We start from the raw sequence: 17139 nt of genomic DNA on the forward strand, positions 1-17139 counted from the left end.
AAAGCATTTATATGTCTGTCTTGAGCTTGGTTGATGAATTCAACACGGCCAGGAAACGGGTTGTGCCCTAGTAAGTCCGACGGGGATGATGCTGCGTCACCGGCAACCCAACTGCACTGCAATATACCTTTTAAACACGCCGATTTTGCCTCAATCAGAGGTGCTAAACTTCCTAAAGATATCTAGACCATCTCGGTTTACAGGTAAGGTTTTAGTAAGGGTTATGGGGTAAACCAATCTTTGTTACGCATGCTGCACCACCATTGGTGGTTGTAACGACCTTATGCATAGAACGATAACAAAGGTGAGAGGCAATGAACTACAAACATGCAATAACCCCCTTTATAATTTCCGCAAGTTTATTAAATATGACGAGTGCTTTTTCTTCTCAGCATAAAGTGGTTAACAGCAACCAAGATAAACATTATGAAGAGAAAAAAGTTACTGAATCAAATGAAAGAAAAGACGCAGTAGATGAAGTCATTGAGGTTGTGGGCTCTCGTCTTTCTGGCGGCGACCCAAGTGTGAAAGTCACGGTTATTACCTCAGAAATGATCGCTGCGAAGGGATTACTGAACGCAGAAGACATAATTCGGTCTCTTCCGCAAAATCATGCAACCCTGAGCCGTAATTCGAGCGCCACGCCACAAATCAACGGAATCGATGAACTGGGTTTAGGTGTATCGAGTTTCGGTGCATCAGCCGCAAATCTGAGAGGAATGGGGAGCGCCAATACACTGGTATTGGTCAATGGTCGAAAACCACCGAGCATTCCAGGGCAACAGGATTTTGTCACCAATCTGAATAACATACCTTCCAGCATGATTGAAAGGGTCGAAGTGATCACCGGGGGAGCATCGGCAATTTATGGTTCGGATGCCATGGCGGGGGTAATCAATATTGTGTTGAAAAAATACATTGACGATTTTTCTGTTCGCCTTAGAAGTTCACGCTCATATACAAAAAAGCAAAAAAATACGTTGGACTTAAACTATGGGAAGTCCTGGGACTCAACTGCATTTGCATTAGGGGCAAGCTATTCAAAAGATACACCAAACAAAGTAAATAAAACAGGATGGTATACCAAAGATTATAGGCAACTATATCCAAATTTAAGTATTGCGGCGGCACGAAGTCTTGACTTCAGAAAAAACTATCGTTCTGGATTGGTATATTTTGCCCCCACTCAATCACAAGGAATTATTGCTCCAGTGGGTAGCAACGGAAGCAATTTGCTACCGCAACAGTTTTTGCCTACTACTAGCGATGATAAAATAGATATCTTACCTGTTGATATAGGCGGTGAGTGGGAGGAAAAAAGTGTATTTTATCGAGTGTCACATGACTTGACTGACTCTTTTGAAATATTTACAGAGGGCTATTTTACCAACAACAATGCGAAGACAAATACTGATCCAAGCATAAACCCTGGACGATTTTTAGTACCGGCAAGCAATGCGTATAATCCATTTGGTAGGGATGTCTATGTATCATACAATCCATTTAGTGAACAGCAACTTGGATTGATTAAGAAACCTTATCAGGAGTCAACAGAGTCCTCTGCATATTTTGTGATGGGATTTGATTTCGAGGTTTTAGAAAATCTAACATGGAATACCACTTATAATATAAGTAACAGCGAAAGTGATTTTACCAGTTTTAATATGTCTCCGCCGAAGTCTTCACTGAATTTGCCTGAAGAACAGTTAAATAGATTGAATGAACTATTGGCCAGCAGTGACCCAAATATTGCTATCAATTTATTTGGTGATGGCAGCTTGCAAAGTGAGCAAATCAGTGAGTTGTTCATTCCATACATATATGTAAAAAATGAAACCAAAAAAGAGTCATTTGAAAGCTATATTAGATACAGTATAACTAATCCTCTATCTACATCGCCAATAGAATTGGTTTCTGGAATACAATATAATAAAGCCGAACTTATTAATAAGTTTGACTATGCTTCATCACAAAAGCAATTTGCTTACTTTGCGGAATTGAATCTACCTATTATTGAGAATAAAAGTTTTATTAAAAATCTGATCATCATTGCGTCGGCTAGATATGACAAATACAATATCACTGGCGGTGAGGGAGTAGAATTTGATGATAATGGAAATTGGACCAGTATTGTGGATAAACATGCAAAGTTTAGTCATGTTACTCCTGCTATTGGCTTTTCCTGGCAGGTTAATGATGAGCTTACGTTAAGGTATAAAAGAAGTGGGGGATTCAGGGCTCCATCATTTACCGATCTATTTACCGTAAATAATATAGCTCCAAGAATATCATTCATTTTTGACCCACTGAAAATGATTGATGGTCAGGAAAACCCACTTGTCAGAGGTTTGGTGGTGCAGACCAGTAATCCTGACCTTAAGCCAGAAACTTCGGTAGAGCATGCTATATCGCTATCTTATTTTCCCCAATGGAGTAAAGGTTTGACCATTGACGTCAAGTATTCTGACTTTACATTTTCAGACAAAATACTCTGGTCATTTGAACTGCAAAAGCTCATACCTCTGGATGTTTATGGCAATCTAGAACAATTCTTTATTAGGGATAGCGAAGGCAATATATTACAAAATAATACAATGCCAGTTAATATAGCTAAGGCTAAAGCTCGTGATTTGGAAATTGAGATTGCCAAACGCTTTGAAATAAGTTCATATGCGCTTAAATTGGGCGCGTATTATTACACTATGTTACAAAATGATAACTACTATACTGACAATTCAGAAGGTGTAAGCCGTCTGGGGCTGGCAAGTGGAATTGATAAGTATCGTATTAAATTAAATGCTGGGCTCGAAGGAGATACTTGGAGTAGTTATTTCTTTATCAACTATACGCCAGGTTACATTAATGATGATGATGGACTGCCTTCTGAGTTAGACAGAGATGTTGATTCATACACGACGGTTGACTGGTCTGTTGCATACAGTGGATTTGAGAATACTGATATTAGGCTTGGTGTAAATGATTTACTTAATGAAGACAAGCCTTTCATACTAAACTCTTATGGACAGCCTTTTGATTTAAGCAGAGTAAATCTCAATGGGCGAACAGTTTACCTAGATATTAAAAAATCATTTTAATAGGAAGTATTAGTCATGCATCTAATTCGCACGGCGCATAACCGCATCTGATTTTTATGGAATGTTTGTGTTAATTGATGAAATTTGCTGCAAGATAAAATGAGCGAAATGGTGCATTCGCTCATTTTTAATTTCAGTCTAACTATATATTAACTGGCGTGAATGTGATCCAAGAATTTAACTTCAATTATTGCGCCGCCATCGTCAGCATTTCGTGCTAGAATAGTCGCATTGTGCATCGAAAATATTTCATATGATATAGCAAGGCCTAGCCCAAATCCATTTCGATTCGGCGGACTCTTGGAAAATGGCTCGAAAATATTACCAATTACATCCTCTGATATACCAGGACCATAATCCCGGACTTTGAGCATATCATTGCCATCTAACATCAGATCTATTGATGAGTATGGTGCAGAGAATGAAATTGCATTCGTTAGTAAATTTGATATGGCAACGCATATTAACTGATAGTTTCCTTTGACAATAATGCCATGACTATTATCATCAATGAGTCTGATTTGAATATTACTTTCCTCACAGTAATACCTTATTTCATTTAATGTTGACAGGCAGCATTTTTTTATGTCAACAATTTCGCTTAAGTTATTCTGTGTTGTTATGCTCATATAATCTAATAGTTGAGATGTTAAATTCATTAGCTTCCTGGTGTCTTCAATTAATTCTGATTTTATCTTGTTATCCTGGAGTTCTTCCAATCTAATTCTTAATGTTGTTATTGGTGTTTTGATTTCATGTGCGGCACAACCAAGAAATAATCTTTGTCTTTTTTCGTAAACAGATAGCTTGTAGAGCAGGGCATTGATGGAGTGGATGAGTGGAGCAATCTCATTTGGGACATTATCAGATGGAAGTTGTTGTTCCAAATTGGTAATATCTATATTAGACGTAATTTGCGATAGTCTTTTTATGCTTCTATTCATAAGAAATAGTATAAAAATTCCTAAAGTCAGGAACCCAATTGCCAGGAATAGATAGAATGAGCCTTTATATATACTCCATAGTGACGAATAGTAATTTTTTATTGGTTTGATTTCTCGCAATGACCTGCTGTCCTGTATTCCTCCCATTTCAATATACAGACTATCGTCGCCGCAATATATAAGTGTTGTGATACCACTTCCATACGATCCCTTATAATTTAGTGAGAATGTAATATCATCATTTGGTTCATTTTCGATATCCGAAATGGCTCTAAAGAATGATATGTCTACCGGAGAGTTTTCAAGGTTAATATTGTATTGATAAGCTACTTTATTGTTGATTTTAATTAGCGAGCTAAAATTTGGATTTAAAATTTTTAAGGCGTCGATTGCTTCGCGGGTATTATCATCAAGTTGCGCGGCGCCAGCCTTACATAGTGCGTCGAAAATGTTGAATATATTGTCACTGAGACGCGTTGACGTTGTGTAAGAACCGAATGTTAGTAATGCAAAAATTAACAAAATTACTATGGCCATAATGACTGAAAACAGAATCAATCTTATGCTCATCGAATTATAGTAGTGTTTAATTTTCATTTATTATCATCCTGTACCCTATACCTCTAACTGTGACAATGCTGATACTGGATTCTAATGTTGAAATATTTTTCCTCAATTTAGAAATGTGCGACTCTAATGAATTTGATAATATCTCTTCATTTACACCATACATAGCTTCTTCCAATCTCGAGCGTGTTACTACAAAGCCTTTATTTCTCAATAAAATATCTAGCAGTTGCAGTTCTCTTCGTGGCAGGTCTATGACAGTGCTATCCTTGGTGAGTTCCAGTGTGGTCGAATTTAATGTTAGTGAACCCGCGCTTAAGCAATGCTCTTCACTTTTTAATGAACTCCTTAGTTGAACTTTAATTCTTGCCAGTAATTCGTCTGGTTCGAATGGTTTTGATATATAATCATGCGCACCATACTCCAACCCCTTCACTTTGTTGGCTACATCGGAAAGTGCTGACAGTATCAAAAATCGAATTTGCAGGTGGTGCTCATTTGAATATAATACCAAATCAATTCCGTCGCCATCAGTTAATAGGCGGTCCAATAGCACCAAGTCATAATCAGTGTCAACCACTGCAAATTTAGCATCGATTAACGAGGATACTAAATCCACTTCATAATTAGCTCTGTTTAACATATTGATAAGTACTTGTGATAGCCTGGCATCATCTTCTACCAGCAATAATTTAATAGCCATCCAGCAGAATCTCTGTTTATGAATCATGATGTTCGATACATATATAATAGTACAAATTTTAAAGAACGAATATTACATTTAAGCGATTTTGGTGAATCAAATTAGTCTTACAATTCATGTTTGTCGGTGGGCTTTAGCTTTGAGGCGGTAAGCTGGCATTCTTGCATGAGAGCAGTATATATGGTGGTTTACTGTAAAAATAGCGACCACAAATAGATTGTATGTGGCCGCTAAAATTATGCTATGTTATTTATATCGTTAGCTTTAGTTTATTGGTTTAATATTACCATTGGTATCTGATGTATAGACTCTGCCAAAATTTAAGTTTTGCATTTTTGTCTTTAATTCATTTATGTCACCTACAATGATCCAACTGATACTCTTATTATCTAATTTTGATTTCGCTAACTTATTTAATGAGTTGACATTCAGGGATTTAATCTCAGCTGAATTGTCTACCAGTTTTTTGTAGTCTACTCCAAATCTGTCTGCGTACCTTAAAACGTATAACCAACTGCTATTTGTTTCATATTTCGAGGAGTTCGATTTAGTTGCGTTGGTGATATAATCAGATAGCTCCTTTTCGGTTATTGGCTTGGTTGACAGCATTTTTTTAATTTCATTGCTGATTTCCACTATACTTTCTGTGGTTTTGTCTTTTTGAACTGTAGTTTTAACCTTGAAAATAACTGGCGTCATGGGATCGTTGAAAAATCCACCTCTGGCCCCATAAGTCCAGCCTTTATCGAGGCGAAGATTGCTGTTGATTCGGGATGTCATTGATCCTCCAAGTATGCTCCCTATTGCATCTAAAGATTCTTCTTCTTCATGTAAGTATTTGCCCGCATCAATCACTGCAGTGATTTGTGTTTGCTGAGCATCTGGATCATTAATTAATATAATTTTATTCTCTAGATCAGACTGGTAAGCACTTTCAAATTTACTCTTTATTGGATTTTTATCGACGTTCCAAGACGCGAAATGTTCTTCCAAAATATTTTTTGCAGTATTAATGTCAATATCACCAACTAACCTGATTTTTACATTGTCTGGACGAATGTTCGAAGAGTGGAATTTAAATAGATCGACATTGTTGATTGATGATATATTTTCAATGGATTGCTGTCTTGCTAGAGCATTATCTGGTCCAAATAGTATTGTATTAACGATATGCTCGCTTGCTCTTTGTGGTGTATTCTCCATTGAGATAAACTCATTCCTCATTTGTTCTTTTTCTTTTTCCAATTGTTCTTCTGGAAATGCAGGTGTAGTGATCACCTCACTTAGTAGAGCGATAGAGTCTTTTAAGTTTGGTGATAACGCATTAAAGGATATAGTGGTTTTATCTGAGTTGTAGTCTGTACCTATGCTTAAGCCCAGCTTTCGCATGTCAGCCATTAGGTCTGCATACTTGTGTTTTTGGGAGCCCTTCGTTAATAGTGATAGTGCGAGATTTGCGACTCCGGGTTTACCTTGCTCGGTTGATAGCTTTCCAAAATCAAAACTTAGTTCACCGGACACTAGTTGATTATCAGTTCTGGTGATCACGGATAGCTCGATACCATTGCTTAAAGAAACGGTTTCTACCGGTAAAACATCGACTTTTTCATTAAATATCAAGTCGGGCTTTTTAGTGCGGTCGACTTTATCTGCAAATTCATCTGCGTTTTTAGTGTTTCTATGAATCAATGCAAGGTATCTATTTTTTGATAACCAATTTCGCATTGTGCTGATTATTTCTTTTGGGCTGGCATTAATTTTATTGTTATAGCTTTCAATTGGCAGTACTGCGTTATTGTACATGGTTTCTGAATTGCCTAGTTCTTGACCTAGGTTGGCGCTATGCTCCTTAAATTTAAGAAGTTTCATCTTTTCTTGTGATTTGAATAGTTTGAGTTTTTTTTCATCTATCTTGCCGTTAAGGAATTTGTTCAATTCAAACTCAAATTGTTGGGCGATATCATTAATGTTGCCTCCTTCTTTAATGGTGCCGCCTATTGTGATATATCCGGAGTTTCTATTCACGTTGATATGCTGACTTATTGACGTCATTAAATTTAGCTTGTCAATAAATAACTCATTAAGATAAGAGTTCTCGGTTCCAGCCAGAATGTCGACACCAATAGATAATAAGTCATTATCTTTGTCACTCCGATTGGGGGATGGCCAGCTAAAATAAAATGATGATGCCTCCACGTCTGCATTAAATGATTCTTCGATGTCAGAACTTAGTGTGGTTACCCAACTCTCAATCTTGTCTGATTTCTTACCTTTTGGTATACCTCCAAAATAATATGGTATTTTTTCTTTTGCTGTCTTTAAATCAATGTTTCCGGACAAAACAAGTACCGCATTGGAAGCAACGTAGTAGGTTGTGAACCAGTTTTTGACATCATCTACAGTTGCAGCGTCAAGATCCTCCATTGAGCCGACGATTTCATGATTATATGGATGATCAATTGGATATATGGTTTTTCTTAATGAATCCATATAGTTTTTATACGGTGTGTTTCCTCTTTGACGTTTTTCGTTTTTTACAACTTCAATTTCTTTATCGACCATTTCCTTATTAATTGCCTCTGGAAGATACAGCATTCTGTCTGACTCAAGCCAGAGCATATAATCAAGAGCCTCCTTTGGAAAGGATGCAAAATAGTGTGTGATATCATTATTTGTGAAGGCGTTAGCCATGAGGGTGCCAGCTTCTTTTGCCGACGTAAAATAGTCTTCTTTTCTATTTGGTGTCGGCGCGAACATTAAATGCTCAAAGAGGTGAGCAAACCCGGTTTTCCCCTTGGGTTCATCAGCAGAACCGACATTGTAAATAAGGCTCATAGTAATACTGTTTTTCGATTTGTCGGGATAGATTACTACTCTAAGCCCATTCTCTGTTGTAAACTGGTCATACTCAAATGGGATATTGTCAACGGTATTGATGGTTTTTCCGGTTGCAATAGCTGAAAAAATCAATGTGATCGCTGCTAGTGATGTTGTTAAGTGTTTTTTTTTCATGGTAGCTCCAATGGTAGGTAAAACCTGATTCGAGCATTGTTACCTTACGATAAGCTTATCTGAGTCTGTGTTTGGTGGTTGAATCGCTTTATTCTTGTTTCAGAGTATTTCAGTGATAATAGTGCCCATTCAGAACGAGTTGTTGGAAGATTAATTTAAGCGCGTTAATCCCTTAGCCGACGTTTGCAAATATCAGTAGCTATAGCCGGGTGTTATTATTCGGAGAAACGTAAGTGGCGGTAGCGATGCAACGCATTTGACCCATTGGTCATGGGCCGCGACGCTGTATCCTTGATAGCGCTGGCATTCCAGAAAGCCCTCAAATAATCTCGTCGAATTTGAGCACAAGAGCTTGCGACCAAACCGGTAACGGCAGGACACCATGCCCGGCATGTTGCTTGCCTTAATGGGGCCGAGTTGATTTATACCGCCAGGTATTGAAGTAAAGGAAATTGTTGACGCTACGTCTACGTTGTTGCCAGGGAGATTGCCAGTATGCTTCCATTACGCAGATAGATAGCCTGTATAACAAGGGCAAAGCTCATCGTTAAATAGGGTCTTTATTCCCCTTATGGGGAGATAACAACTTGGTTCAGGGACTGAAGAAATGTCATTTAATTTAACTATAACCTCTCGGGTTGCGCTGGCGGTATTTCTGCTGGGCACTGCGGCCGTATCGGTTGCAGATGAGGGCGGGGCAGCAAAGAGTGGGCTCGATTGGCTGATGGATATGTATCCCAAGCCACACGAGATTGAGCTGGCGCGTCAAGGTCTGGCTGAAGCTAAAATCGAGAAGCCCTGGGAAAGATCCTGTCCTTATCGGGAATTAAGTGGCACGGCGGAACAGGAGGATGAATTTTTCTATCGCTGCAAGCGCTGGGATGACTGCACTTCAATCAGCGGTGTAGCCAGTATCTACAGTGAGGCATATTTTCAAAACCACCAACGGGAGCCTCAACAACAGGTGCCCTGGGAGTTATTTCGGGATGGCAGTATTTTTCTGTTGGAAGCCCATGATTTCGAGGGTATCACGGGTCATTTGAGACAACACGCCCTGAAATCTGCCGGGGATACCTGGCAATTTTTTGAAGGGAGAGCGCCTGTCGAGGCCAGTGATATGGTTGAGGCGACATACTGGCAATGGTGTTCTGCTGAACCCTTGACTTTATGGAAGGCGGAATATGAGTAGCTGCTACATCTGAATGCCAACAGAGCATAAGCTGCGGACGCTGGTGACCACGGTGGTTGCGGACACAGATACCAAGGGGGCGGATACGGGATGGATACTGATATTAAGTGATATTAAGGACTGCCAGCTCTTTTTGTCGTTCCGGCAGTGACGTTGAAATATGCTTTTCAATTTCCGGGTCAGTTTACGTGCCTGAATAACCGGAAAATGCCAATGATTAAACAGCCACATACTGCCTCAACATCTGCTGACACCCGGCTGTTTCTGCTCACCTCGCTGACCATGCTTGCGTTTGCGGCCAACTCGTTACTTTGCCGTGAGGCGCTGGTGTCCGGCAGTATCGATGCGGCGAGTTTTACCCTGGTGCGTATGGTCAGCGGCGCTGTGGTGTTGATATCGCTGGCATTCATGCAATCTCCAAGAAAAAGTATTGAGCTCAAGCCAAAAGCGCTTGCAGGAAACTGGTCCGCGGCAGTGGCGCTGCTTGGTTATGCGGCTGCTTTCTCATTTGCGTACCACAGTCTTACTGCCGCCACCGGCGCCTTGTTGCTGTTTGGTGCAGTGCAGGCCACCATGATTGGTTATGGCCTGTGGAAGGGCGAACGGCCAAGCCGCCTGCAACAGCTCGGCATGTTGCTTGCGCTGTTGGGATTGGGCTGGTTTTTACTGCCTGGCGTTGAGGCACCGGATACCTTTGGCGCCGTTTTGATGTTGCTGGCTGGCGTTTGCTGGGGCCTCTATTCCCTGCGTGGACGCGGCGCAGCTTCACCACTGGCCGCTACCACCGGTAACTTTGTTCGCAGTGTCCCGTTGGCATTGCTAATGTATGGTGTGATTGCTGCAGCAGACATGGCTGGGATTGCGGATCATGGTCAGGAGCAGGCTGTATTCACCGTCTCCGGCCTGGGTGTACTGTACGGCATTGGCTCAGGCGCCATCGCCTCCGGCCTCGGATATGCCCTCTGGTACGCGGTATTGCCCAGGCTTGAGGCTACCACTGCCGCCACCGTCCAGCTGAGTGTTCCCATCATAGCCGCTTTCGGTGGCCTGCTGTTTCTGGACGAGCCTCTTAGCCTCAGATTAACCCTCTGCTCAATCGCCGTCCTCGGCGGCATCGCACTGGTGGTACTCAACCGCCCCGGAAAATAGCCTGCGGCGTAGTAAGGTAATCGCCTTGCAGGCGATAGCACATCGAAGCCTTCCAGGCTTCACCCGGGGAAGGGGCTTTGCTCGCCCAACAAATACCTCCATGTACAAAGGCCTGATCGGCTTCCATGCCTCTCGCTTATAAGCGTGCTTGCCGCAGGCAAGCATTCGCCCTACCAACCCCAAGGACGCACCAACCAACGCTGACGACAACATGGATGTTGAAGTTAGAACAACGCATGGAGCAGTTGTCGCAACTCCTCGGGCTTATGGTGAAAATTGGCTAATGCAACAGACGCTCGATTTACATCCCTGTAAATCCCCCAAACTCATTTATGCCCCAAAGTTAGTTTCACTGTGCATGGCACGGTTTGTTATCAAGCATGGCACGGTTTTCGTGAGTGGAAATTTTAAATAGTCATTAAACTCAGAGTCTTGGGGCGTATTGAACTGTAAATAACAGGCGACAGACAGGCAGAAAATGTGCGGGCACGCTTTTGCTCAAAGTTTAATTTGGACTTCTGTTGCCAGCATGTTGAATAATTAATCAAAACAGCGGCACGGTTTTCACTGGTCTGATGTGACAAACGAGCATGCACACTATACAAATGTTATGCGAAAAGAGAGAAATGAGCATACTTAACGAAATCAAAGATGCTTGGGGTTGGGTTGGTATAGAGCCTCAAGAGGTCGTAATAGAGAACGAGTTTGGTAACTTAATCGTTAAAGATTTCAGTGATAAATTTTGGCGCTTGTGTCCTGAAGATGTCTATTGCGAGATCGTTGCAGAGTCAATCGAAGAGTATAATGCACTCATTAACAATGAAGAGTTTCTCGAAGATTGGTTTATGTCAGCTATGGTCCAAGAGGCTGAAGGTGTACTTGGAAAACTTGAGCCAGGGTATAAATACCATATGGTAATCCCAGGCGTGTTAGGCGGCGAGTATGGTGGCTCAAATGTTAAGGTTGCGCCGCTGCTAGAAATCATTCGGTTTTCCGGTGATCTCGGCAAACAAATTGAAGAGCTTCCTGATGGGGCTCAAATTGAACTAAAGGTGGTGCCGTGAAATCGCATAACAAATCAAAGCACGCGGACTTGGTAAAGCTGTCACCTTTTTTGTTCCAAAAAAGCCGCCAACTTCACCAAGCCGGTGTTTGAGGCGTTATCCCACTAGCCCAAAGTAACTAATGTCCCTTTGTTGGTTAATCGAAGGTTGAAGGTTGCACTGAGTCCCCGTCCAAAGTTGCCGGAGGGGATTGGATTCAATAGTGGATGTCATCATGGATGATGACATAAGCGGCGCTGAGCCAGGGACGGTGAATCGACGCAGGTCACGTCAATTGAATGCAATGCACGATGGATAACAACTTCGGTTGGGGCGTCCTTGGGGTTGTTAGGGCGAATGTTTGCCTCAGGCAAACACGTTCATGAGCGAGAGCCATGGAGGGCAAGCTGGCCGTTAAACATGGATGTTGTTTAACGGACGAGCAATACCCCTGACCCGGGTGTGGGCTGGAAGCCCACGACTTTTGTCGCTTGAAAAGCGACTAACCCTCCGGGTTATTCCAAACAAAGTTTGGACATTCACCAAGGGTGCAGGCGATCACTCAACATCGTAATCCAACACTGGCTGCAACCACTTCTCCACCTCGCTCACACTCATGCCCTTGCGAGCCGCATAATCTTCCACCTGATCCCGGCCCACATTGGTGACGCCAAAGTAGCGGGACTTAGGGTGGGCAAAATACCAGCCGGAGACTGCGGCAGTGGGGTACATGGCAAAGCTCTCGGTGATCTTCAAGTCAATACACTCGTCGGGCTTAAGCAGCTCCCACAGCAGGCCTTTTTCGGTGTGGTCCGGACAGGCAGGGTAGCCGGGAGCAGGACGTATGCCTTTATACTTCTCGCGGATAAGCGCCTCGTTATCCAGAGCTTCCTCGGCAGCATAACCCCAGAACTCTTTACGGACGCGCTCGTGCATGCGCTCGGCAAAGGCCTCGGCCAGACGGTCAGCCAGTACCTTGAGCATGATGGCGTTGTAGTCATCGTGATTGGCTTCAAAGCGCTCAAGATGCGCATCTATGCCATGGCCTGCGGTTACTGCAAAGCCACCCGTGTAGTCGGCCACGCCTGAGTCTTTGGGCGCGACAAAGTCTGCCAGACAGAAGTTGTCGTTGCCGACCCGCTCTATCTGCATCCGCAGGTGGTGAGTGGTCAGCAGTACCTCTGAGCGGGTTTCATCGGTATAGAGCTCAATGTCGTCATGGTTAACGGTATTGGCCGGGAACAGGCCGATAACCCCTTTGGCCGTCAACCACTTTTCCTCGATGATGGTTTGCAGCATCACTTTGGCGTCGCTATACAGCTTGCGGGCCTCTTCACCGACGACCTCGTCATCCAGAATTTTGGGGAAGTGACCGTGAAGCTCCCAGGCGCGGAAGAAGGGCGTCCAGTCGATACGGTCCACCAGATCTTCAAGGGGGTAGTCTTCAAATACCTGAATGCCCAGCTGCTTAGGTTTAAATGGCGTGTGAGCCTGCCAATCCAGCTGGCAACGGTTTTCCCGCGCCGCTTCAATGGAGACAATCTCTTTGCGCTTGGCCTGAGACAGGCGCTTTTCACGCATCGCGTCATATTCCTCATAGATGGCATCTATGGTGGCCTGACGGCTTTGGTTGTTAATCAGCTTGCTGACCATGGGTACGGCACGGGAGGCATCCGGAATATAGATGGCGCCATGGGGGGCATGGGGCGCAATCTTCACCGCGGTATGGATTTTCGAGCAGGTGGCACCGCCGATAATCGCCGGAATGGTCAGGCCTTCACGGGTGAAGGCTTTGACGTTGTGCACCATCTCATCCAGGCTTGGGGTGATCAGGCCCGACATGCCGATAATGTCCACCTGCTCTGCCTTGGCGACCTCGATGATTTTCTCTACCGGCACCATCACGCCAAGGTCGATAACCTCATAGCCGTTACAGGCCAGTACCACGCCGACAATGTTTTTGCCGATATCGTGCACATCGCCCTTCACCGTGACCATGAGCACCTTGCCGTTGCTCTGGCCGGCAACCTTCTCCGCTTCGATATAGGGATTGAGATAGGCCACAGCTTTTTTCATCACCCGCGCGGACTTAACTACCTGAGGCAGGAACATCTTGCCCGAGCCAAACAGATCGCCGACCACATTCATGCCATCCATCAGTGGGCCTTCAATCACATCCAGCGGGCGGCTTGCCTGCTGCCGTGCCTCTTCGGTATCTGCATCTATGTATTCGGTAATGCCCTTAACCAACGCATGCTCAAGGCGTTTGTTCACCGGCCAGCTGCGCCAGGCCAGATCTTCTTTCTTGAGGCCTGCGCTGCCATCGCCTCTGTACTTATCCGCTATCTCAAGCAATTGCTCGGTATTGGTTGACCCCGCCACCGGGCAGGGCAAATTGAGCACCACGGCTTCGACTTTGTCTTTCAGCTCGCTATCGATATCGTCGTAAATCGCCAGCTGCCCGGCGTTGACTATGCCCATGTCCATACCGGCCTTGATGGCGTGGTACAGGAATACGGCGTGAATGGCCTCGCGCACCGGGTTATTACCGCGGAAGGAGAAAGACACGTTGGACACGCCACCGGAAATCATGGCGTGGGGCAGGGTGCGTTTTATCTCGGCGGTGGCCTCAATAAAGTCCACCGCATAGTTGTCGTGTTCTTCAATGCCGGTGGCAATGGCAAAGATATTAGGGTCGAAGATGATGTCTTCCGGCGGGAAGCCGACAATATCGACCAGCACACGGTAGGCGCGGCTGCAGATTTCAATCTTGCGGGCCTTGGTGTCGGCCTGGCCCTGCTCGTCAAACGCCATCACAATCGCAGCGGCGCCGTAGCGGCGAATAAGCTTGGCCTGTTCGATAAACTTGGCCTCGCCCTCTTTGAGCGAGATGGAGTTGACTATGCCCTTGCCCTGAATGCACTTGAGGCCAGCTTCCAGCACCTCCCACTTGGAGGAGTCGATCATCACGGGCACCCGGCTGATGTCGGGCTCTGAGGCAATCAGGTTGAGGAAGGTAGTCATCACCTCGGCGCCATCAAGCATGCCTTCATCCATGTTGATGTCGATGATCTGGGCGCCGCTTTCAACCTGCTCCCGTGCTACATCCAGTGCGGTCTCGTACTGGCCTTCTTTGATGAGTTTCAAAAAGCGCGCCGAGCCGGTGACATTGGTGCGCTCGCCCACGTTCACAAACAGCGAGTCCGCTTCTATGGTGCAGGGCTCCAGCCCGGCCAGGCGGCAGGCCACGGGGATCTGTGGCGCAACGCGAGGGGCGCAGTGTTCAATCGCTTCGCGGATCACCCTGATATGCTCAGGTGTGGTGCCACAGCAGCCGCCGACAATATTGAGCATGCCTGCATCTGCCCACTGCTTGATGACCTCAGCCATCTCCTGTGGCGTTTCATCATAGCCACCGAATTCATTGGGCAGGCCGGCATTGGGGTGGGCAGACACGGCGCATTCACTGATGCGGTTAAGCTCCTCCACGTAAGGTCGCAGCTCTTTGGGGCCGAGGGCACAGTTCAGCCCCATGCTGATGGGTTTGACATGGCGCAGTGAGTTATAAAAAGCTTCTGTGGTCTGGCCGGTCAGGGTGCGGCCGGAGGCATCGGTAATGGTGCCGGAAATCATTACAGGCAGCTTAAAGCCCAATTGCTCGAACACCCCTTCCACGGCGAACAGTGCGGCCTTGGCATTGAGGGTATCGAAGATGGTTTCTACCAGAATGATGTCGGCGCCACCGTCAATCAGCGCCAGGGTAGATTCGGTATAGGCTTCAACCAAATCATCGAAGTGCACATTGCGAAAACCAGGGTTATTGACATCCGGGCTGATAGAGCAGGTGCGGTTGGTGGGGCCAAGCACCCCGGCGACATAGCGTTTGATACCGGTGTTAGCCGCCACTTCATCGGCGGCCTCACGGGCAAGGCGGGCACCCACACGGTTGATTTCAGCCGACAGGGCCTGCATATCATAGTCGGCCATGGCGATGGTGGTGGCGTTAAAGGTATTGGTTTCAATAATATCCGCGCCAGCAGCCAGATAAGCCAGGTGTATGTCCTTGATGATGTTCGGCTGCGACAGCACCAGCAGGTCGTTGTTGCCTTTCACATCACAGTGCCAGTCGCTGAACCTGTCGCCACGGTAGTCGGCTTCTTCCAGCTTATGTTGCTGGATCATGGTGCCCATGGCGCCATCGAGAATAACAATACGCTCGGCCAGGGTTTGCTTGAGGCTGTGGAAAATCGCCTGAGCGGAATGAGGGGTATGAGCTGTAGGGCTTGCCATGCTGTACTTCCTGTGCGCTGCGCCGCCTGTTATCCGGCGGTCGAGTGTGTCCCTGACCGCATTGGTCATCCACCAAAGGGTCTTTTTGTTTTGGACATTTAAACGTATAGACGTCCATAATACCCAGCCTTAATTGGACAGGGCAAGTCGCTGAAGGAAAATTATCCATGCTAATAGCCAGAAATCTCAAGCATCGGGCTGAATCAAGGAGCCTCAATGAGCGTCAATAACAACAGCATACGTTTGATTTTTTTGCGTCATGGTGCCTGTGAAGGCGGTAATATTCTGCGCGGCAGCACGGATGTGGCGTTATCGGCTGAAGGGGAGATGCAGCTGCAGCGTCGCGCCGATGGGTTGTTGTCACGCTATGGCGTGCCGGGGCAAATTCTCACCTCTCCGAGGCGACGCTGCCGTGAATTTGCCCGGCAAAAAGCGGGTGAATTTGGGTTGGCTGCCGGGATTGTCGATGCCTTTGCCGAGATGCACTATGGCGACTGGGATGGGCTGGAGTTTGATGAGATCTACCGCAGCGATGCTGTGGCTTTCGAGGCCTTCTATCAAAATCCCTGGGAAAATCCGCCACCGTCCGCTGAAGCCATGCAGGCGTTTGAACTGCGGGTGACACAGGCGTTCGAGCAGGTGTGTGATACCCTGCTGACGCAGCCTTCATCCTCGGGCGATAGGCCGGTGTGGGTGGTGTGTCACGCCGGGGTGATGTTGGTGCTGATGGCGCATATTCTTGGGCTCAAACAACAGGCGGGATTGTTCAATGCCATGGCACTGCCCTATGCGGCGGCGATGGAGGTGACAGTGCTGCGCCATGACGACCGCAACTGGCCCAGACTGCACTGGCCGGGCTAAAACAGGAATCTTTTTTACCGCTTCATTGGCACTGGTGCTATTTAGTTTAAAAAACAGCATAATGCAAAACAGTCGTCATACTTGGGACTGAGAAGGTTCTGAATTTTGTCACGCTTTTAGTTTAAATCATTGGTAGTACCCATAAGCAGTAAGACTGCAACGATCGGGAACCGGGAGAAGCCCGGACTGTACCCGCAACTGTAGTGGCTCACCGCGAGTCAGAGTCAGGATACCGATCACCCTCCCGCGCCATGCTGACGTGATTGTCAGGGCATCGGGTTTTTAA

9 protein-coding genes and 1 riboswitch are annotated in these 17139 nt (G+C 45.5%); of the genes, 5 read left to right on the forward strand and 4 right to left on the reverse strand.

All coding sequences use genetic code 11. The features are described 5' to 3' along the window. Positions 1–314: 314 nt before the first annotated feature. Positions 315–3095 carry a TonB-dependent receptor domain-containing protein gene (locus ACRRUX_RS07895; RefSeq protein ID WP_432528942.1) on the forward strand — a complete coding sequence of 927 codons (2781 nt, stop codon included), beginning with the start codon at positions 315–317 and terminating at the stop codon, positions 3093–3095. A gap of 149 nt (positions 3096–3244) precedes the next feature. On the opposite strand, the gene ACRRUX_RS07900 is transcribed toward ACRRUX_RS07895, so the two are convergent. From ACRRUX_RS07900 to ACRRUX_RS07910, 3 genes are all read right to left on the reverse strand, one after another. Beyond that, positions 3245–4636 carry a sensor histidine kinase gene (locus tag ACRRUX_RS07900; protein WP_432528944.1) on the reverse strand — a complete coding sequence of 464 codons (1392 nt, stop codon included), beginning with the start codon at positions 4634–4636 and terminating at the stop codon, positions 3245–3247. Next, on the reverse strand, positions 4626–5309 hold the full coding sequence (locus ACRRUX_RS07905; protein WP_432528947.1) for a response regulator transcription factor: 684 nt from the start codon (positions 5307–5309) through the stop codon (positions 4626–4628). Before ACRRUX_RS07905 ends, ACRRUX_RS07900 begins: the two co-directional genes overlap by 11 nt. 264 nt (positions 5310–5573) lie before the next feature. After that, on the reverse strand, positions 5574–8321 hold the full coding sequence (locus tag ACRRUX_RS07910; RefSeq protein ID WP_432528949.1) for a M16 family metallopeptidase: 2748 nt from the start codon (positions 8319–8321) through the stop codon (positions 5574–5576). Between the two features lie 607 nt (positions 8322–8928). On the opposite strand from ACRRUX_RS07910, the gene ACRRUX_RS07915 reads away from it, so the two are divergent. The 3 genes from ACRRUX_RS07915 to ACRRUX_RS07925 all read left to right on the forward strand — a co-directional run bounded on the left by ACRRUX_RS07915 (position 8929) and on the right by ACRRUX_RS07925 (position 11723). Then, positions 8929–9510: a hypothetical protein gene (locus ACRRUX_RS07915; protein WP_432528951.1), complete on the forward strand. Its 582-nt coding sequence runs from the start codon at positions 8929–8931 to the stop codon at positions 9508–9510. Positions 9511–9723: 213 nt separating this feature from the next. Beyond that, entirely contained in the window at positions 9724–10659 is a 936-nt protein-coding gene (locus tag ACRRUX_RS07920; RefSeq protein WP_432528953.1) for a DMT family transporter, read from the forward strand. Between the two features lie 626 nt (positions 10660–11285). Further along, positions 11286–11723, forward strand: a complete 438-nt coding sequence (locus tag ACRRUX_RS07925) for a T6SS immunity protein Tdi1 domain-containing protein (RefSeq protein WP_432528955.1) — start codon at positions 11286–11288, stop codon at positions 11721–11723. Between the two features lie 537 nt (positions 11724–12260). Here the strand turns inward: ACRRUX_RS07925 and metH are convergent. Continuing rightward, positions 12261–15992: a methionine synthase gene (gene metH / locus ACRRUX_RS07930; protein ID WP_432528957.1), complete on the reverse strand. Its 3732-nt coding sequence runs from the start codon at positions 15990–15992 to the stop codon at positions 12261–12263. 216 nt (positions 15993–16208) lie between these two features. On the opposite strand from metH, the gene ACRRUX_RS07935 reads away from it, so the two are divergent. Continuing rightward, complete coding sequence (locus ACRRUX_RS07935) at positions 16209–16853, forward strand: histidine phosphatase family protein (protein ID WP_432528959.1); 645 nt, start codon at positions 16209–16211, stop codon at positions 16851–16853. A 123-nt stretch (positions 16854–16976) separates the two neighbouring features. Continuing rightward, positions 16977–17101: riboswitch (cobalamin riboswitch) on the forward strand. Positions 17102–17139: the final 38 nt, after the last annotated feature.

This window comes from Shewanella sp. GXUN23E (assembly GCF_050865035.1).
GTDB lineage: Bacteria > Pseudomonadota > Gammaproteobacteria > Enterobacterales > Shewanellaceae > Shewanella.